This window comes from Kitasatospora sp. MAA4, from assembly GCF_029893355.1.
Lineage (GTDB): Bacteria > Actinomycetota > Actinomycetes > Streptomycetales > Streptomycetaceae > Kitasatospora.
Window position 1 is genome coordinate 129,007 of sequence record NZ_JARZAI010000019.1, and the last position, 18,826, is coordinate 147,832.

Here is an 18,826-nt window from a genome sequence, read left to right on the forward strand (position 1 = left end):
TCATGCAGGCTCGGTCATGCCTTCCATCAGGACGCGCAACTTGCGCAGTTCGACCTCGCTCCCCAACATTCCGTAGGCCGCCTCGTCCGTCTGATGCCGGCTGAGAGCGAAGCGGACGGACTGCTGGTGTGCCCGCTCTCCCACCTGGGTCAGCAGCGCCCGAATCGCCGCCGTCTCTGCGGCCAGTCGGGTGATGTGGTCCTGCAGTGCGTCGGCCCATCGTTCGGCGACCGGACGTTCTGCGGTCGGTCGCCGCGCTGCGCTGAGCGGAGGCTCGGACTCACCGGTGGCCGGGGCTTCCCGGGCAGCCTCGGTGGGCACGGGTGCCCGGTCCGCCGGTGTCCAGAGCGTCGGATGGGTCTCAGCGGGGCCGGGGGAGTCCGCTGAGGTGGCACGTGTGGCGGGAGCCGGGGGCTTGCGAGGCCGGGTGCCGGATTCCTTCGGGAACTCGCGATTGAACCAGGCGCGGTTCATCGGTTCCAGCAGCGGGACTCCCGCGGGGCTCACCTTGCGCGGCCTGCGGTCGCCCTCGTCCATGGCGGCCGCCAACTCCCGCATCACCCCGACGGCCATGCGCCGGTTGTTCCGCATGGCGTTCAGGTTGTTCTTGACGGTACGTCGGACTCGGTCGGCCCTGGTTCCGTCGTCGTCCGTCTTCTGGCCGGTCAGTGAGCCCCGGTCGGCATCGATGATGTCGAAGGCGGCGAGCCAGTGGGCCGCGCGATAGGCGATCAGCTCCTCGAAAGCCTCGCCATCGATGTCCGCTGCCGCGAGCAGGTCCGGGAGGCGGCGCCTGGAGAGGGTGATGCCGTCCCGGATCTCACTGAGCTGGAAGACCTCGGCGATCCTCGGGTTCCATGGGTGGGGATAGCTCTCCGACGTCAGGGCCGACCAGGCGCGCGCACGTCGATTGACCTCCGGCGCGCTCAACTGGGAGGGCGGGGACTCGCTCAGTGACCTTCTGATGAGATGGCGCTTTCGCGGGTCGGTCGGGAAGAACTCCCCGAGCAGGAGCATCGAGCGCAGGTCGCGCAGCTCCGAGACGGAGGCATCCTCGGGCACCCCAGGAAGCTCCGTGATCGGGGCTGCTCCTGACAGTACCTCAGCAACCCTTTCGTTCAGGGCCGATTCCGCGGCATATGTTCCCAGGACGCTTCGTCCGAGTGCCCGGCCGCGGTCGTTCGGTGTGAATTCGAGGGGTGGATGGACATGGTCTCGCCGGTTGCTCATCTGCGCGATCCGGTAGAGGCGGCGCGGCGTCGGACTGCCGACCACCAGATGGGCCTCCACCACCGCGACCTTGGCGGCCCGGAAACCGGGCGTGGTCAGCCTGGAATCCCACGGGTCCGGCTGTGAGACGTGTTCCTCGTACTGCTTGTTCAGAAGACCCGAAAGTCGTGGGAGCCAGTTGTTCGGGTCGAATACGACCTCCTCGCCGTCCCCTCCCAGCTTGGCGACCGGCATCCCGGTCAGGACCTGCGCGGATGTCACGCCGTAGATTTCCTGCCGCTGCTTGGTGCGATTGTTTCCGCGGACCGCCATCCAGGCCCAGTGCTCGGCAGGATGAAGCGGGCGGCCCTGGGCGTCCTCCAGCGGAGCATCATCGAGCAGGATATGTTGCGCCAGATAGAGACCCGGTTCCTGCTGGCCGTTCAGGACGAGGTCCTCACGAAGATCGTAAGGTCGCATGCCGTCCCTGGTGGAGAGCTCCTCGGCCGCTTTCACGGTGTTGGCGACAAGCCATTCCCGGCTCTCGACGGAGCTCTCCAGTGCGGCGAAATCCTTCTCCTGGCCAGCTTTTCCGATGCGGCTGTACGGTCGGATTCGCGCCAGAGAACGCTGTTCCATCCGCAGGGCGGAAGGGTCGGCTGCGGAGTGCCAGGAAGAACTGATCCGTTCGTTGTGCTCCCAGACAATGCCCCCGACGCCGTGCATGCGGACGACAGCGACAACCATCTCTCCGGCATCCGTGGAAATGCGGCGCAGAATATCCCTGCGGAGCCTGCGGACGTTGTTCCCGTCCGGGCCGCTGAGCGTCTCTGCCGAATCCACAAGGAATGGCGCGATGTTCTCCAGAGCCCCTCGGGGGAGATTGACTTCTGGCGTGGCCAGGGCCGCGTCGATCCACTCTCGCTGCTGATCGAGTGGGTCCGGAGAGCGAAAGGGGCCCTCAGGGCTAGCTGTGATCACTGCCTCGCCTCGCATATCGTCCTGTCATACGTGATGACTTTCATCTCCAATGAATGGGGAACCAGTGCGGCCGCGTTGGAATCCTCAGCAGCCGTCGACTCGGCCATCCCCTGGAGAGCATCATGGAGAAGGCGGCGGACGATGGGAAGGTGTGCGGCATCAGCGTTCGCTTTATCGCATTGAATGACATATTCGGGTCATCTGATGCAGGGATCTGATCGGATCAGGTCGAATCTGATCGTCGAGGGTCGACGCATGCGGCGACCCTTCGATTCGTCTTTCAAGTCGCCGCTGCCGGTGCCAGAACTTAGAGATTCCAAGTCGGGCTGTCGTGGCCGTCAGTTCGCCCGAAAGGTCGGTCTGGCCGCAGGGTGGCGACGGTCACGGCGCCTGCCAGGGTGGTGAAGGCGAGGGCCAGGACCCAGTCGCCGGTGCGGTCGTAGGGGGTGGTGCCGGAGGTCAGCGGGACCTGGACGGTGAAGGAGCCGCGGAACGAGGGTGGGTACCAGGCGAGTTGGCGGCCCTGGGCGTCGAAGGCGGCGCTGACGCCGGTGAGTCCGGACTGGATCACCGGACGGCCGGTCTCCGCGGCGCGGACCGCGGCCAGTGATGCGTGCTGGGGCTGCGCCCAACTGCCTTGGAAACTGGAGGTGCTGGTCTGGTAGACGATCAACTGGGCGCCTTTGGCGACCTCGTTCCTGGCCATGTCGGGGAAGGCGGACTCGAAGCAGATCAGCGGGGCGAAGGTGAGCGAACGGGTGTGCAGCACCACGATGCCGCTGCCGCGCCGGCGGTTGGTCTGGGCGGCCTTGCTGAGGTGGGCGGTCCAACCCAGCAGCGGGCGCAGCGGGATGTACTCGCCGAACGGGACGAGTCGGGTCTTCTCGTAGCTGCCGGCCACGCCCGTCGGGGCGATGAGTACGGACTGCTTGTACCAGCCCCCGCCCGAGGCGGCGGGGGCGTCCACGTTGACCAGCAGGTCCGCGCCGACCGTGGCGGAGAGCGCTCGGAGCCTGCCAAGCAGGTCCGGGTCGCCGCTCAGGTCGGCGCCGACGCTGCTCTCGCCCCACACCACCAGGTCCGCGCCGGGGGCCAGTTGGGCGGTGGCGGCCTCCTCGGCGGCCTCCCGGGCGGTGGGGGAGTCGAGCACCCCGGGCTGGACCACGGCGATCTCGACGGTGCGCTGCACCGGCGGATCGGTGCGCAGCGCGGCCCAGACCGGCCCGGTCGCGGCGCAGGCGGCGGCCACCAGCAGCGCCGTCCCGCGCAGCCGCCACCGCCGCGAGGGCAGAACGGGTTTCGCGACGAGGGCCGCGACCAGCGCGGTGTTCGCGGCCACCAGCAGGAACCCGGTCAGCCAGATCCCGCCGAGCGAGGCCGAGGCGAGCATCTCCGGTTGCCGCCACTGGCTGGCGCCGAGCAGCGCCCACGGCCCGCCGAGGCTCTGCCAGGAGCGGGCCGCCTCCGCGCAGCTCCACGCACTGGGCACCACCAGCAGTGCGGCGCCGGCCCGCCGTGCGGTGACGGGTGCGCCGAGCAGCCGGTGCACCGCCCAGCCCCAGGGCAGCCAGAGGGCGCCGAGCAGCGCGCCCAGCAGGACGATCGCGGGGCCGACGTCGGGCAGCAGCCAGTACTGGGTGGCCATCACGAATGCCGCCGCGCCCCACCAGGCCCGCACCATCGCCTCGCGCCGACTCGGCGCGGCCCGCACCACGAGCAGCAGCGGCACCAGCACCACCCAGGCCAGCCACCACCAGGACGGCGCGGGGAAGACCAGCACCGGCAGCGCCCCGGCCGGCAGCGCGCAGACCCGTCCGCGCCACCGCGGCCACAGCGGTCGGTGACGAAGGCCGGGCCGGTGCAGCCGCACGCCGCGCGCCGAGGCGGTGGCCACCAGCCAGCCGATCGCGAACGCGGCGGCCACCCACCACAGCAGGGCGCGCTCGCGCCCCTGGTGCCACCACGGCACCATGGCCAGTCCGGCGAGCGCGAAGGCCGTGTTGTAGAGCATGTCGTAGATCGAGAACACCCGTCCGCGCACGGCGTCGGGCGTGGCCCCGCCGATCAGCGCGTCGGAGGCGACCTTGAGCACCGCGAAGGCGAAGCTGACCGCGCCGACGCAGGCGATCAGCACGCCGAGCGAGGGCGCCAGCCCGCCGACGTACGCGGCGGCCGCCGCCGGGGGGAACGCCGCCGGGACGAGCGCGCGGGCGCCGTAGCGCGCGGCGAGCGGGGTGGCCGCCATGCTGCCGGCGAAGGACGCGACGCCGGTGACCGCCAGCGCGATGCCGTACCCGGAGGCGCGCAGCCGGTACTCGCCGTCCGCGACCAGGATCAGCACCACGAACCCGGCGCCCAGCAGCAGCCGGTGCGCGGCGACGCTGAACATCGGCCGCCGGATCTCGGGCGTGCGGCCCACCGTGCGGGCGCCGTCGGCCAGGTCGGTGAGGGCGCGGCGCAGTCGTGGCAGTAGCGCCTCGCCGGGCTGCCAGGAGCGCTGCCCGCCGAGCGGCGGCACGGTGCTGAAGACGCCGGCCGACGCGGCGTAGAGCAGGCCGGCGACCAGGAAGCCGGCCACCGCCGAGTGGCCGACCAGCTGGGAGCCGCCGACCGCCCCGACGAACGCCGCGCTCATCCCGGCGATCGCGGACGCGGCGTTCGCCGGGACCAGCCGTGCGCGCGGCACGGTCCGCGGCAGCACGGCGCCCTTGGCGGTGAGCACCAACCGGGAGGAGGAGAGCAGCAGCACCACGGTCACGTAGGCGGCCGGGGTGGAGCGGGCCTGCACGACGGCGGCGCCGGCCACCACCAGCAGCGCGCGCACCAGCGACATCGCGATCAGGGTCCGGCGCCGGTCGAAGCGGTCGATCAGCACGCCCGCGACCGGGCCGACGACGCTGAACGGCAGCAGGGTCACCGCGAGCACCGCGGCGATCCGTCCGGGTGTGGCGCCGTGCCCCACGTCGAACAGGGCGAACTGGGCGAAGGCGATCTGGGCCAGTCCGTCCGCCCCCTGGCCCAGGCACTGGCCGGCCAGCAGCGGGCGCAGCGGGCCGGCCAGGTCGCGGCGCAGCGAACCGGGGCCCGGTGCCGGAGCCGGCGGCGGGCCCTGCGCGGTCACCCGCCGATTGCCCATGGGCCTATCGTCTGGCTGCCGTCGCGTGTACGCCAGGGGGTGGGCGAAGAGACCCCGGGGGAGGGCGCGACCGGGCGCAAACGGGGTGCACATACGATGTCCCGGTGGCCCGATTCCAGCGTCCGATCCGCGCCCTCGCGGCACTGCCCGCTCCGGTCCGGTGGCTGTCGCTGCCGCTCGGACTGCTGGCGTGCTCAGCCCTGCTGTTCCAGAGCTGGGGCAGCTGGCAGCCGCCGCTGACCGCGCCCACCCCGACGGGCGCGGTGGCCGGCTACTGCCAGGCACTGGCGAAGGCCCTGCCGGGCGCGATCGAGGGCCACCAGCGGACCGCCCCCGACCCGTCGCCGTACGTCGCCGTCTGGAACAGCTCGCCGCGGACCGTGCTGCGCTGCGGGGTGCCGCGGCCCAAGTCGCTGAACAAGCAGGCCAATCAGGAGTCGACCGGCCCCAATGTCAACAACGTCCAGTGGTACCTGGAGAAGGACGGCCACGGCGGCTACCGCTTCACCGCGACACTGCGCCTCGCCTACGTGGAGGTGAGCGTGCCGGCCGGCGCCTACCCGAACTACGGCGACCCGCTGAGCCCGGTCTCCGACGCGGTCAACGCGACCGTCCCCGACATCAGCGGGCAGCTCGGCGGAACGGACGACTCGTCCGACTAGCCAGGGCCTAGGCGAGGATGTAGCCCAGTCGCCCTGAGATGTTCTGACCCTCGCAGTTCGGGTCGTTGGAGTCGAAGAGGCCGCCGCTGTACCAGCAGCGCATCAGCACCTTGACCGAGATGCCGGCCGGCGGCGCCCAGTAGACGTAGCCGAGCTGTTGGACGAACCCCTGGCCCTCGCAGTGCGTGTCCGAGGACGTGAAGGTGTGGCCCTGCTCGGTGCACATGAAGAGCGGCATGGTGCCGGGGGCCTGGCTGGTGTCGAGGTAGCCGAGGCTGCCTTCCGAGCTGTAGCCGGCCGGCGGGTTCCCGGTGGTGCTCATGTGGTCCGTGCCGAGGAACCGGACGAGGTCGACGGTGCCGGGGGGCGGCGGGGTCTTGCAGAGGAGTTCGACCCTGGCGTTCCAGTGGATCGGCTGTCCGGGGATCATGGACGGGGCTGCCCACTCCCCGATCTGCTGGCACTGGCTCGTCGCGAAGCCTGCGGCGTTGGCCTGCTGGTCGGCGCCCGCCGTCGCCCCTTCGATCGCGACAGCCTCGAAGGCGCTCAGCCCGTAGGCGTAGTAGGTCGCCACGGGCGGCGGCGTGACGGTGGCCGGCTGGGCGGCGGCGGGGGTGACGGCTGCGAGCAGGAGCGCTCCGGCCGCGAGTGCTGTCCCTAACAGGCGGTTGATCACGGGCATGATGGTCCCTTCGGAAGGAACGGTGAAGCAGGGCTGGTCCATTGAGGCAGCCCGAGCCCCGGATGTCATCAGCTGACGTGAAAGCTGTTACGAGACTGTCCGGAATTGCGTTCACTTTGGCTCATGCCCACAGGCGTTTAGCGAGCCCAGTGCGCAGGGTGGGTCAGCGCGGGCGGCAGCTTGGTGGCGGCGTCGCCCTTGGCCGCGTCCAGCTGGGACTGGATGAGGAAGACGGCGTCCGTCAGGTCCGCGCCGGAGAGGTCGGCGCCGCGCAGGTCGGCACCGATCAGGTCGGCCAGCCGCAGGTCGGCGCCGCGCAGGTCCGCCTCGATCAGGTAGGCCCCGCGCAGGCTGGCGCCGCGCAGGTCGGCGCCCTTGAGTCGGGCGCCCACCAGGTCGGCCCCGCGGTGGTCCTTCTTCTTCCCCTTCACCCCGGCCCGCGCGAGCTCGCCGGCGCGCAGCAGCAGGGTGTTGACCTCGCGCCGGTGGGCCGCCACGTCCAGCTCGGCCAGCTCCTCGGGGCTGCCCTGGGCCAGCAGCTCGGTCTGCTCCAGCGCGCGGCCGAGCTCGCCGTGCAGCGAGCGGGCGGCGGGCAGCGACCGGGCCTCGGTCAGGTACCAGAGCAGCTCGTGCAGGTCCCGCACGATCGGGAACACCGAGAACATCTGCCGCGCGGTGCCGGGGGCCTGTCGCCAGTCCTGCCCGCCGAAGGTGACCTGGGAGACCCGCTGGCCGGCGCCGAAGCAGTCGTAGACGGTGCAGCCGCGGAAGCCCTTGGGCCGGAGCTCGGTGTGGATGCCGCAGCGGAAGTCGGTCTGCAGGTTGGGGCAGGCCTGGCCGGCGCTCTTGTTGATCGCGAAGTCCACCGAGGCGGAGAAGGCCGGAGCGACGCAGCACAGCGCGAAGCAGCTCTCGCAGTCGGCCCGCAGGTGCGCGCGGTCCCCGGAAGTGGCGGGCTGGGCGTGGTCGCGGTTCTCGGACAACGGGTGCGGTCTCCTGGGCGAGGCAAGAACGGGGTCCCCTGCACCCTAGCCGACCGGCCCCCGCCGACCGGCTGCCGCAGCCTGCGGCCCCGACCAGTTGCCCACCAGGCGGCGGTAGCCGGCGGAGCCGGCCAGCAGCTCGCGGTGGGTGCCGAGCGCGGGTGCGGGGGTGTCCATCAGCAGGACCCGGTCGGCGCGCTGGGCCGAGCTGATCCGGTGGGCGATCACGATCAGCGTGCCGGGCCGCCGGTGGAAGGCGTCCTCGACGCGGGCCTCGGCGGCCGGATCCAGGTGGCAGGTGGCCTCGTCGAGGACGACCAGGCGGGCGGGGGAGAGGTAGGCGCGGACGAGCGCGACGAGTTGGCGCTCGCCCGCCGACAGCCGGGTGCTGTCGACAGCCGCGTCCAGGCCGCCGAGCCGATGCAGCAGGCCGTCCAGACCGAGCAGCTGAGCGGTGCGGTCGAGCGCGGCGGATCCCGCGCCGGGGCACAGGTAGCCAAGGTTCTCCCGCAGGGTGCCGCCGAAGACGTAGGCCTCCTGCGGGATCAGCACGCGGGCGGCGTGCAGCCGCTCGGCGCTCAGCGCGGCCAGCGGCGCACCGCCGAGCCGGATCGTCCCGGTCCCGGGGGCGGTGAGCCCGGCCAGCAGGCTCGCCAGGGTGGACTTGCCGATGCCGCTCGGCCCGACCACGGCCAGGTGCTCGCCGTCCGCGACGGTCAGGCTGAGGCCGTCGAGCACCGGTTCGGCCTGCGGGTGGTACGCGAAGCCGACCCGGTCCAGTTCCAGGCCCGAGCCGACCGGCACGGCCTCGGCCAGCGGTGCCGGCGGCGACGGTGGTGGTGGCGGCGCCGAAGCCTCGGCCAGCCGGTCCAGTGCGACGGTCAGCCGCAGGCCGGAGGCGCCAAGTCCCTGCACGAGCGTGCGCAGCGCCGGCTCCAGGCTGACTGTCAGGTAGCCGAGCGCGCCCACCACGTCGCCCGCGCTGAGCCCGCCGCGGACCAGGCGCGGGGCGTCGAGCAGGATCAGCGCCACCGGCAGGTGGACGCCGAGCGCGACGGCCAGTCGGCGTACGGTGCCCAGCGCGGCCAGCCGGGTCCGGGCGCGGTGCTGCACCTCGATCGCGGCCTCCAGCGCTGTGCCGCTGCGCCGCACCGCGCCGCAGGCGACCACGTCCCGCAGCGCGCCGAAGGTGTCCGCGGCCAGCCGGGCGAAGTCCTCCTCGGCGCGCAGCAGGGCGCGTTGGCGCCGGGCCAGCGGGGGCAGTGTGCCGCTGAAGACCAGCAGCGCCAGGGCGAGCGGGATCCCGATCAGCGGCAGCAGCGCGGTGCCCAGCGAGGCGGCGCCGATCAGCACAAAGACGGCGGTGACAGCGAACTGACGGACGATCAGCAACTGCCCGGCCACGCTGTCGCGCACCGTCTCGATTTGCCGGGTGAGCCGGGAGAGCGCGGCGGTGTCGGGCGGCGCCGGGTCCGCGGCGGAGCTGCGCAGTGTGGCGTCCACCACCCGGCGGGTCAGCGCGTCGCGCAACGGCTCGACCACATCCGCCAGTTGGGGATAGACCTGGCGCGAGCCGAGCGCTCCGAGGACGGTGACCGCACCGAAGGCCAGCAGCCAGGCCAGCCCGGTCAGCGGACGGCCGGCGAGGAAGCCGGCGTCCAGCGCCTGGGCGATCAGCCGGCCGGAGAGTGCGGCGGGCAGCGCCTCGGCCGCGGTCCAGGCGGTCATCACGGCCAGCGGCCTGCGGTGGCGGCGCAGTTCATCCGCCAGCAGCCGCCAGCCGGGGGCGTTCAGAGCGTGCCCCCGGTGTCCAGCGGCGGGGCGAACAGTGCGCGGTAGTCCGGGTCCTGCCAGAGCGCGCGGTGCGGGGCCAGCGCCCGGAGGGTCCCGCCGTCCAGCCAGGCGACCAGGTCGGCCCGGGCGGCGGTGCCCGGGCGGTGCGCCACCACCAGCCGGGTGCAGCCGGCCAGCGCGCGGTCCAGCGCCTCGTCCACCCGGCTCTCGGTGGCGGTGTCCAGGCTGGAGGTGGCGTCGTCCAGCACGACCAGGTGTCCGCCGTGCGCGATCGCGCGGGCGATGCCCAAGCGCTGCGCCTCGCCGCCGGACATCGGCGCGGCACTGAGCGCGCAGCCGTAGCCGCCGGGCAGCCGCCGGATGAAGCCGTCGGCCTCCGCACTGCGGGCGGCCTCGCGCGCCTGCTCGGCGCTCGGTTGCGGCTCGTCGGTCCAGCGCAGCGCCTCCTCGACGGTGGCGCCCAGCAGGGCCGGGCGGGCGAAGGCGTACGCGACCGCGGGCCGCAGCTCCTCGGGGCGCAGCTCGTGCAACGGCACGCCGTCCAGGAGCAGTTGACCGCTGTCCGGGTCGGCGAGCCGGCCGGCGAGCGCGGCGAGGGTGGACTTGCCGGATCCGGAGTGGCCGACCAGGGCGAGCGTGCGTCCGGCGGGCACGGTCAGCGAGACGTGGTCGAGGACAGTCCGGCCGCCGTGGCGGACCGTCACCTCGTGCAGCACCAGCTCGCCGGGCCCGGCCGGCAGCGGGCGGCTGCCGGGGAGCAGCGCGGGCGCCGCCAGCACCTCGGCGATCCGCGCGGCCCCCGCCCGGGCGCGGCCCAGGCCCAGCAGGCTGCCCGCGCTGCCGAGGAAGCCGAGCGCGAGCGTGGTGTAGCCGACGGCCGCAAGGAGTTGACCGGGGGTGGTCCGGCCCGCGCTCACGCCGTAGCCGGCCACCGTGATGACGGCGATCTGCAGCGCGGGCAGCAGCAGCGAGGTGCGCCACTGCACCTGGCGCTGGCTCTGCCAGATCACCCGCCCGGCCCGGTCGAGTTCGGCCAGCGGGGTCAGCACCCGCTCGACTTCGAGCGCGTGGGTGCCGGCGGCGTGGATGGTGCGGATGCCGCCCATCGCGTCGAGCAGCTTGGCCAGCAGGGCGGCCTGGGCGAGTTGGTAGTCCCCGGCGCTGCGCGAGACCCGCCGGACGAAGTGCCGGACGGCCGCGGTGCCGGCCGGCGCGCCCAGCAGCAGGACCACCGCGAGCCACCGGTTGATCAGCGCCAGTGCCACCAATCCGCCCAGGGACACCAGGAGTTCGGTGCTCGCCTGAACGATGGCGGCGGGCGCGGAACCGGACTCCGGGGCGCTGCTGATCAGCCGCCCGGTCAGGTCGCCGGCGTTGAACCGCCGGGTGCCGGGGACGCCGAGCGCCAGTGTGTGGCGGGCCAGCCGGCGACTGAGCGCGGCGGTCGCCCCGGCCGTGCACCACGGGTCGGCGAACTGCGCGAGCGTCTCCGCCAGTACCGCCACGGCCAGCAGCGCCAGGAAGGGGACGGCCGCGCCGCTCGACCGGCCGGCGAGCACCGCGTCCACCGCGTGGGCGAGTGCCGCGGGCAGCAGCAGCACCGCGACCGCGTCGACCAGCAGGGCGGCCAGCAGAACGGCGGCGCGCGGCGCGGCCGCCCGCAGGCCGTCCAGGAGCAGCCGGTCCGAGGTGTCCATCAGCTCTGGTCCTCCGGTAGAGGTGCGAGGAACGGGTCCGGCCCGGGAGGCCGCTGGGTCTCCCGGGCCGGCGCCCACGGGCTACAGGCAGAGCAGCGTGCTGACCGTGCTGTTGCCGCAGTTGAGGACACTCAGCGTGCTGGCGTTGTCGTGGTTCTCCTCCTGGGGAAGCTCCAGGCCCTGCAGGTCGAGGATCTCCATGGTCGTTCTCCTTCTGTTCGGGTGGGACGGTGCAACCCGGCGGGTCGCCGGGGGTCTGTGGGGTGCCGCGGGTCAGCGGCGTCCGGGCAGGGCGGTCAGCGGCAGACCCGGCGTGCCGGCCAGAGCCGTGCCCAGCGCGAGCAGCACGCCCGCGGAGCCGGTCGCCAGGTCGGTCGAGAGGCGCAGCAACTGCTCACCGGGGAAGGCGAGATGGCCCTGATAGGGGACCATGTGCCAGGACAGCTGCCGGCGGTGGCGGTCGATCATCGCGGCGATCCGCTCGCTGTCCGGCCCCTGACGCAGCCCGGCCAGGTAGGCGATCAGTCCGGCCCGCCCGCTGAACAGGTTGGGCAGCACGACGAACTCCGGTTCGGCCGCGCGGCGGATGGCCTGCTCGCTGGACGCCAACGGCGAGTCGGGCCGGTGCGCCAGGTAGTTGTTCAGGACGGTGCCGATGCCCGTGCTGCCCGACTCCAGGTAGGGCAGCACCCGCACGCCGTCCTGCACCTGAAGGCTGCCGTCCGCGGTCGTCACGCAGCGCGCCAGATCCCGGCCGAGCGACTCCCCGGCGCGCTCCAACAACCATTCCTGGCCGCTCTGTTCGTAGAGCCGGAGGTAGGCCAGTGCCTGGCCCGCGGCGCCGCGCAGCAGGCCCGCCGGATCGCCGGGTGCCGGGTCCCGCTTGTCCTGCCGCTCGCCGAGCAGCCGGGCGGCGGACAGCGCGTGGTCCAGCAGCTCGGTGTCACCGGTCCGGCCGGCGAAGTGCAGCAGGGTGAGGATCGTGCCGGGCAGCCCGCCGGCGAGGTCCAGGCCCTGTTCCTCCAGCGGGAGTTCGAGCAGCCTGGTGAGCAGGTCCAGGGCGGGGGCGGGGTGGCCGAGCAGGTCCAGGGTGTAGGCGACGCCGTGGCTGCCGGTGTAGAGGCCGGGCCGCGGGGCGCGCCGCTGCTCGGCGCGCAGGAGCCAGCGGACGTGCTCCTCGTCCACCCCGTGCCCGCTGGCGTGCAGCGCGTACAGCACACCGGCCGCGCCGTACGCCAACCCGAGGGCGTCCACGCCGAACTGGGCCACGTCCCCGGGGAAGAGCCGGTCGCTGCGCTCGGGGGTGGCGGTGGCCAGGATGCCGGCGGCGAGCGAGGCGCGCAGGGCCGGCCAGTCGGGATCGGGCGCGGTCAGCAGGGAGGTCAGCCGCGCGCGCTCGGCGCGGGGGAGGCGCACCCGGGTGCCCGAGACGGACGCAGCGGGCTGTTCCAGTCGGCGGCGGATGTCGTCGAGGAACTCGGCGGGCAGCGGGAACAGTTCGGCGGCGGTGTCGATCAACTCGCCGACCTTGTCCGGGTCCAGCGCCAGCAGCTGCTGCATCGGCAGGAACATCCAGAGCTTCAGTGCCGCCAGCGCGTACTCGTCCAGGTCGGTGCCGCTCAGGCCGGGGTCCGCGAAGCCGGCCGCACCCAGTGCGGGGCGGACGAACTCTGCTGACAGGCTGGAGAGTTCGAAGTCGATGAAGGCGATCCGGCCGTCCGGGCGGCGGATCAGGTTGCGCGGGTGCAGGTCGCCGAAGACCACACCGCGGGCGTGGATCTGCGCCAGTCCGGCCGCCACCTCGTCCAGCAGGGCCAGCGCCTGGGCGGTGTAGCGGGCCAGCTCCTCGGGGTCCCGACCCGGGTGCACCAGGGGGTAGTTGGCCACCAGCCAGCTGTTCAGCGTGTCGCCCTCGATGTACTCCTGCACCAGGAAGTGGTGTTCCCAGGCGGTCAGTCGGTCGATCAGGGCGGGGACGGCGGGCACGCCCGCCAGGGCCTGGAGGATCTCGCCCTCGTGGTGCAGCCGGGCCACCGAGTCGGTGCCGCGCTGGTCGAGGCCGGCGTACGGCCGGGCTTCCTTCAGCACCACCTGCCGGTCGGTCCCGGGGTCGCGGGCAAGGTAGATGCCCCCGGCATTGGAGAAGTGCAGGGCCCGCTCGACCTGGTAGGGCAGCTTGCCGGAGCGGGCGGCGCGCCGCTCGTCGAGGGCCGGTCGCAGCACGTCCGGAACCGGCGCCCAGTCGGGCAGTTCGAAGACCGCGGCCCGCACGTCGGGCACCAGGTTGCCGTCCGGATCGGCGAAGGCGAGCTCGGCCTCGCCGGTCTCCGAGCGGCGCCAGCGCTCCACGAAGGCGCCGTAGCGCAGGTGCAGCGGGCCGGCGCCCCAGCGCAGGTCGCTGAGGATGTAGGGCCCCGGCTGCCCGGCGAGCTGCGCGCCCAGAACGTCCAGACATCGCTCCAACTGCCGGTCGTCCAGGGGGTAGAGGGTGCAGAACTTGCCGCTGGAGCCGCGCGCCGCGTACTTGGCGTTCTGCAACTGGACCAGGGGCAGGCCGCGCAGGAACTTGAACGGTAGCCGGTCGCCCAGGCAGTACGTCCGGACCGTGGTCAGCACCGACACGGCGTTGTCCAGGCAGGCCGACACATGGATCTTCCAGCCCTGCTCGGGCAGTCGCGCGCCCCGGGGGTGCATGCCGACCCAGATTCCGCGGTCCTGCTGTACCCACCCGTCCGGCAGCGGCTCCCCGACGACCGCGAACTCCTCCGGGGCTCCCCAGCGGACCGGGGAGTCGTAGAAGAGCGGGTCGGCGAACGAGTAGGCCTCGTAACGGGTGTCCACTGGGTGCCCCTCCAGGGTGAAGTGGGTTGCCGGCGCAGGGGAGTTGGCCAGGCGCTCCGGCCCTGAGCAGCATGCCCGTGCCCATCAGGCCCTGCCAGGGCCTTTCGGGGCTTTGGCTGAATCTGTCAGGGGCCTGCCAACTCGACCATGGACGGCGGCGTTGACCTCGGTTCACTGCGCGCCGCATCCGGACGGCCTCACTCCGTCACCGCCTGATGACCTCCATGGCGGGCGGCGCGCGGCACAGCCGTCCCTGGTGGATCCGGATGTTCCGCCGATCACCTCGGCCGCGTACGGACGGTCGGGCCGCGGTCCGTGCGCCGTCCGTGCGCCGGGTGAGTGCGCTGGCTGCGCCGGGCGTCCTTCACCGCTCGTTCACATCGCACGGTGAGTCGGCACGGAAAGTCGATTGGCCGGTTCCGTCTACTCGGCGTCACAAGTTGGCATCCCCGGGTGGGCCGTGAGAGCTCGGATGGCATCATGTCTCCGCCATGCCTGCCGCCGCTCTCGCCCCCGCCCCTGCTGCTTCCGCCACGGCTGCGCCGCTGCCGGCGCGGGCCGGTCTCGGCCTGCGCGTGTTGCGGGCCGTGCCGTTCGCGACGGTGTGCGTGGTGCTGTCGGCGGCCGGACACGTCTTCGCCTCGGGTGGTGCGCTGCCGCTGCCCGCGCTGCTGCTCGGCTGGCTGGCGATCTGCGCGATGGCGACCGCAGCGGCCGGGCGGGAGCGCTCGCTCCGGGCGCTCTGCGTCGGACTCCTCGGCGCACAGGCGGCGCTGCACCTGCTCTTCCAGCTCGCGCAGCCCGCCGCGCCCGGCACCCCGGCCATGCCCGGCATGGCAGGCATGGCGGCGATGCCGGGCATGGCGCCGCCCGAGCCCTCGCACGCGCATGCGGCGCTGCTGGGGATGAGTGCGCAGATGCTGGCCGCCCACCTGCTGGCCGCCCTGGCAGCGGGCTGGTGGCTGCGGCGCGGCGAGGCCGCGATCTGGCGGCTGGTGCGGATGACCGCCAAGGCGGCGGACGCCGCCGCCCGGGCCTGCACCGCCGCGGTCGGCAGTGCGCTGCTGCTGGCCGCCGCCCGTCCGGGTGCGTTGGCCGCGCCCGCGGCCCGGAGGCTTCCGGCGGGCTGGGACGACGACGGCGCGCACCGACTGCCGACCCCGCTGCTGCTGCGGCACTCGGTGATCCGGCGCGGGCCGCCGGCAGGGGCGTACCACTAACCCCCTGCCACCGGGCACCGTTCGGCAGTCGCCGACGCGTGCCCCGCTCCGATGGAGAACACACCGATGTCCCAGAAGACCCGCCTGCCGCGCCGTGCCGCCGCGCTCTCCGCGCTGGCCTGCGCCACCGTCCTGCTGGTGGCCGGCCCGGCCTCGGCGCACGTCACCGTGCAGCCGTCCGCCGCCCCCCAGGGCGCCTCGGACCAGTCCTTCGCGTTCCGGGTGCCGAACGAGGACGACACCGCCAGCACGAACAAGGTCGAGCTCTACTTCCCGACCGACCACCCGATCGCCTCGGCGCTGATCGCGCCGGTGCCGGGTTGGACCGACCAGATCGTGACCACCAAGCTCGCCACCCCGATCAAGACCGACGACGGCACCATCACCGACGTCGTCTCCCAGGTGACCTGGACCGGCGGGACGATCGCGCCCGGCCACTACCAGGACTTCACCGTGGACTTCGGTCAGCTGCCGACCGGCACCGACCAGTTGGTCTTCAAGGCGCTGCAGACCTACTCCAACGGGAACGTGGTCCGCTGGATCGACACCACCCAGCCCGGCCAGCCGGAGCCCGAGCACCCGGCGCCGACCCTCAAGCTGACCGCCGCCGTACCGGACGGCGACGCCACTCCGGCTGCCACGACCACGACCAAGAGCGCCGCCGACGACTCGACGGCCCGGGCACTGGGCGTGGCCGGCATCGTGGTCGGCGTCCTCGGCGTGGCGACGGGGGCGTGGCTCGGTCTGCGCCGCCGCCCCGCGGCCGGCAACGGCTCGGGCGGTACCGCGGAGTGACGCCGCGCCGGGTCCGGGAGGCCAGCCGCCTCCCGGACCCGGTCAGCGGGGATGAGTGTGCAGCCGCGGCCGGTGGGTGCGCGGGTTGGCTGCGGTGAGCAGGGCGTGGATCCGGTGCCCCACGTGCTCGACGTCCAGCAGCGGCTCGTCGAAGAGCAGCCGGACGTCGCGGTGCGCGTGCAGGTACTCGAGGCGCAGCACGAGGCCGTGGCGGTCGACCGCGAGCGGCAGCACCCGGGTGACGCCGACCAGCAGGTGGGCGTCCACCAGGCGGCTGAGCGCGGCCACGTAGTCCTCGTGGTCGTCCGTCAGGTGGGTCAGCAGCGCGGCCTCGTGGGCGGCCAGCGGGTCCGCCTCGGCCCGGGCGATGGCGTGCAGGTCGACGGGGGAGTCGCCGCAGGAGGTGCCGAGCAGGGCGTGGCTCGGCTCCAGCAGCACGCTGGTCAGGTCGTCCGAGGCGGCCGGCTCGGGTCGTCCGAGCCGGGCGGCCAGGCGCAGTCGACCGCGGATCCGGGCGCGCACGGCGGTCGGGGCGACGTCGGTCCATTCGAGGAGGGCGGGTACGCCGGCGGCGGCGGCCGACGCCTCGTCGGCGAGCCGGCTGCCGGCCGGCACCGCGAGTCGCATGCCGTGGTCGAGTCCGCGCCGGGGGCCGGGCCCGAAAGTGAGCAGCCGTGAGCCGTAGAGCTCGTGCCGACCCGCATCCGTGGTCACCGTCAGCGAGGTGGCGGCGTGCAGGATGCTGCGCACCTGTTCGGCGTCGGTCGGCCCGAACGCTCGGGTGTTCGTGGGATGCATACCGGCCCTCCAGTAAGTTAGGTAAGGCTAACCTTATCCCCCTGAATGGCCGTCGGCCAAGAACCCCGCCTTTCACTCGTGAGGATGAACCTGACGGACAAACGGGTGAGCGGGGCCATCCGGTGGGTGTCCGGCGCCGAATGCTGCGCAGACATGCCCGTACAGAGGACGGGCACCGGAAGAGATGGGGAGCGATGGGCCGAGAGCGCATCGACACCCGATTGCTCGAAGAACTGACCGAGCAGTCAGAGGATTTGAACAGCGACGCGGTGCGGATCACGCACCGCGCGCTGGCGGACTTCGCCCAGTCCGCGCAGCCGCGCCCCGCCCGCTGGTGGCAGCGCGGCGGCACCTTGGCGGGCATGGCCGGGATGGCGGCGCTGCTGGGCACCTCGCGCGCCCTGGCGGCCTCGCCCTCTGCGTCCGCGTCGGAGTCGGCCTCCGGGCTGGTCTCGCCGTCCGCGTCGGAGTCGGCCTCGGCCTCCGCACTGACCTCGCCGTCGAGTTCGGCCTCGGGCTCGGCCTCGGCCTCCGGCTCGGCGGTCTTCTCGGTGGCGAACGACATCATGGCGCTGCAGACCGCGGCGTCGCTGGAGAACCTGGCGGTGAGCGTCTACCAGACCGCCGCCGGGCTGCCGTTCATCGTGGACGGCAACAAGACGGTGGTGGCCTTCATCACCAAGACCACCCAGCAGCACCAGGCGCACGCGCAGGCGTTCAACGCCGCCGCGGTCCAGGCCGGCGGCAAGGCGCAGAACAACCCCGACCCGAAGTACAAGGCGATCGTCGACCAGGCGCTGCCGACCATCAAGACCCCGGCGGACGTGGTCAAGCTGGCCATCTCGCTGGAGGACGTGGCCGCCCAGACCTACACCGCCAACGTCGGCCAGGTCAGCAACGGCGACCTGCGCAAGCTGTTCGCCTCGGTTGCCCCGGTGGAGGCCCAGCACCGGGCCGTCCTGCTGGCCGTCCAGGCGCTGCTGGCCGGCAACGCGGCGGATCTGGTCACGATTCCGGTCGACCCGGCCAAGCTGCCCGCGGCCGCGGGCAGCGTCGGATTCCCGGACGCGTTCTACAAGACCACGTCGGCGTCGCCGATCAGCGAAGGGGCCGTTCAGTGACCACTCGCCGGGGCAGCTGGGAGCTGCCGATCAGCGAACGCGAACTCTCCTCACTCACCAGGGAGATGGAGCAGGCCCACCAGGAGACGCTGCCTGCGATGCGGGCCGGCGCACGCGACCTCGCCGAGGAGATCCGGGCCGGCCGCGGCAGCGGCCGGGCCGCCGACGCCGGCCGCCGGCGCTTCCTGCTCGGCGCCGGCGGTGCCACCGCGGCCCTCGTGCTGGCCGCCTGCTCCAGCGGCGCCAAGTCCGACTCGTCGGTGCCCCCGTCGGGCTCGCCCTCGGCCTCGGGCGGCCAGTACACCGGCGACCTCCAGGTCGTCGCGCTGGCCACCGCCCTGGAGAACCAGGCGGTTGTCGCCTACAAGGCGACGCTGGACGCGGCGACGGCCGGCAAGCTCGGCACGGTGCCGCCGGCGGTGGCGAACTTCGTCACCACCGCGATGGCCCAGCACGCCGACCACGCCAAGGCCTGGAACGCGGTCCTCACGGGTGCGGGCAAGCCCGCGATCACCGACGTGCCGCTCTCCAACCAGGCCCAGACGCTCCAGGCGCTGAGCGCCGCCACCGACGTGACCACGGTCGCCAAGCTGGCGCTGTCGCTGGAGGACCAGGCCGCGCAGACGTACCTCTTCGCGACCTACAACGTCACCAGCCCGGCCGGCATCCAGACCGCGGCGAGCATCGCCCCGGTCGAGGCGATGCACGCCGCGATCCTCAACTACGTGCTCGGCCAGTACCCCGTCCCGGACGACTTCCTGCCCGTCGACAAGGCCGCCAGCCCGAGCCTGCTCACCGTCTGACGCACCCTGTCCGACGCACCCTCCGTACTCCCTGGCGGGGTCGGTACCGGATACCCCCTCCCGGTCCCGGCCCCGCCAGGGCGATCTCCGAAAGGCCGCAGCCG

General features: G+C 73.1%; 14 protein-coding genes. 5 read left to right on the forward strand and 9 right to left on the reverse strand.

All coding sequences use genetic code 11. The features are described from left to right. Together P3T37_RS24825 and lnt are read right to left on the reverse strand one after the other, a co-directional pair. Positions 1–2,190, reverse strand: coding sequence for a hypothetical protein (locus P3T37_RS24825; protein WP_280726044.1), 2,190 nt, complete (start codon positions 2,188–2,190; stop codon positions 1–3). A 307-nt stretch (positions 2,191–2,497) separates the two neighbouring features. Continuing rightward, the gene (gene lnt, locus P3T37_RS24830; protein ID WP_280726045.1) at positions 2,498–5,326 is read right to left on the reverse strand and encodes an apolipoprotein N-acyltransferase; all 2,829 of its coding nucleotides are present in this window, start codon (positions 5,324–5,326) and stop codon (positions 2,498–2,500) included. 104 nt (positions 5,327–5,430) lie between these two features. Between lnt and P3T37_RS24835 the strand changes: the two genes are divergently transcribed. Further along, the gene (locus P3T37_RS24835) at positions 5,431–5,988 is read left to right on the forward strand and encodes a DUF3515 domain-containing protein (protein ID WP_280726046.1); all 558 of its coding nucleotides are present in this window, start codon (positions 5,431–5,433) and stop codon (positions 5,986–5,988) included. A 7-nt stretch (positions 5,989–5,995) separates the two neighbouring features. Here the strand turns inward: P3T37_RS24835 and P3T37_RS24840 are convergent, their stop codons facing one another. From P3T37_RS24840 to lanKC, 6 genes are all read right to left on the reverse strand, one after another. Beyond that, positions 5,996–6,670 carry a hypothetical protein gene (locus P3T37_RS24840; RefSeq protein ID WP_280726047.1) on the reverse strand — a complete coding sequence of 225 codons (675 nt, stop codon included), beginning with the start codon at positions 6,668–6,670 and terminating at the stop codon, positions 5,996–5,998. Between the two features lie 137 nt (positions 6,671–6,807). Then, positions 6,808–7,653, reverse strand: coding sequence for a pentapeptide repeat-containing protein (locus P3T37_RS24845; protein WP_280726048.1), 846 nt, complete (start codon positions 7,651–7,653; stop codon positions 6,808–6,810). Between the two features lie 45 nt (positions 7,654–7,698). Next, positions 7,699–9,381 carry an ABC transporter ATP-binding protein gene (locus tag P3T37_RS24850; protein ID WP_280726049.1) on the reverse strand — a complete coding sequence of 561 codons (1,683 nt, stop codon included), beginning with the start codon at positions 9,379–9,381 and terminating at the stop codon, positions 7,699–7,701. Between the two features lie 62 nt (positions 9,382–9,443). Beyond that, entirely contained in the window at positions 9,444–11,144 is a 1,701-nt protein-coding gene (locus P3T37_RS24855) for an ABC transporter ATP-binding protein (protein ID WP_280726050.1), read from the reverse strand. Positions 11,145–11,225: 81 nt separating this feature from the next. Next, positions 11,226–11,345 (reverse strand): SapB/AmfS family lanthipeptide, encoded by a 120-nt coding sequence (locus P3T37_RS24860; RefSeq protein ID WP_280726051.1) that lies wholly within the window; start codon positions 11,343–11,345, stop codon positions 11,226–11,228. Positions 11,346–11,417: 72 nt separating this feature from the next. Further along, positions 11,418–13,985 (reverse strand): class III lanthionine synthetase LanKC, encoded by a 2,568-nt coding sequence (gene lanKC / locus P3T37_RS24865; RefSeq protein WP_280726052.1) that lies wholly within the window; start codon positions 13,983–13,985, stop codon positions 11,418–11,420. Between the two features lie 491 nt (positions 13,986–14,476). Here lanKC and P3T37_RS24870 point away from each other — a divergent pair, with 491 nt between their 5' ends. Then, on the forward strand, positions 14,477–15,205 hold the full coding sequence (locus tag P3T37_RS24870; RefSeq protein WP_280726053.1) for a hypothetical protein: 729 nt from the start codon (positions 14,477–14,479) through the stop codon (positions 15,203–15,205). 66 nt (positions 15,206–15,271) lie between these two features. Beyond that, positions 15,272–16,000, forward strand: coding sequence for a YcnI family protein (locus P3T37_RS24875; RefSeq protein ID WP_280726054.1), 729 nt, complete (start codon positions 15,272–15,274; stop codon positions 15,998–16,000). A 42-nt stretch (positions 16,001–16,042) separates the two neighbouring features. Here P3T37_RS24875 and P3T37_RS24880 read toward each other — a convergent pair whose 3' ends face one another. After that, positions 16,043–16,798, reverse strand: a complete 756-nt coding sequence (locus tag P3T37_RS24880; RefSeq protein WP_280726055.1) for a DUF2470 domain-containing protein — start codon at positions 16,796–16,798, stop codon at positions 16,043–16,045. Positions 16,799–16,992: 194 nt separating this feature from the next. On the opposite strand from P3T37_RS24880, the gene P3T37_RS24885 reads away from it, so the two are divergent. Further along, positions 16,993–17,919, forward strand: a complete 927-nt coding sequence (locus P3T37_RS24885; protein WP_280726056.1) for a ferritin-like domain-containing protein — start codon at positions 16,993–16,995, stop codon at positions 17,917–17,919. Beyond that, positions 17,916–18,722: a ferritin-like domain-containing protein gene (locus P3T37_RS24890; RefSeq protein ID WP_280726057.1), complete on the forward strand. Its 807-nt coding sequence runs from the start codon at positions 17,916–17,918 to the stop codon at positions 18,720–18,722. The genes P3T37_RS24885 and P3T37_RS24890 overlap by 4 nt, the downstream gene beginning before the upstream one ends. Positions 18,723–18,826: the final 104 nt, after the last annotated feature.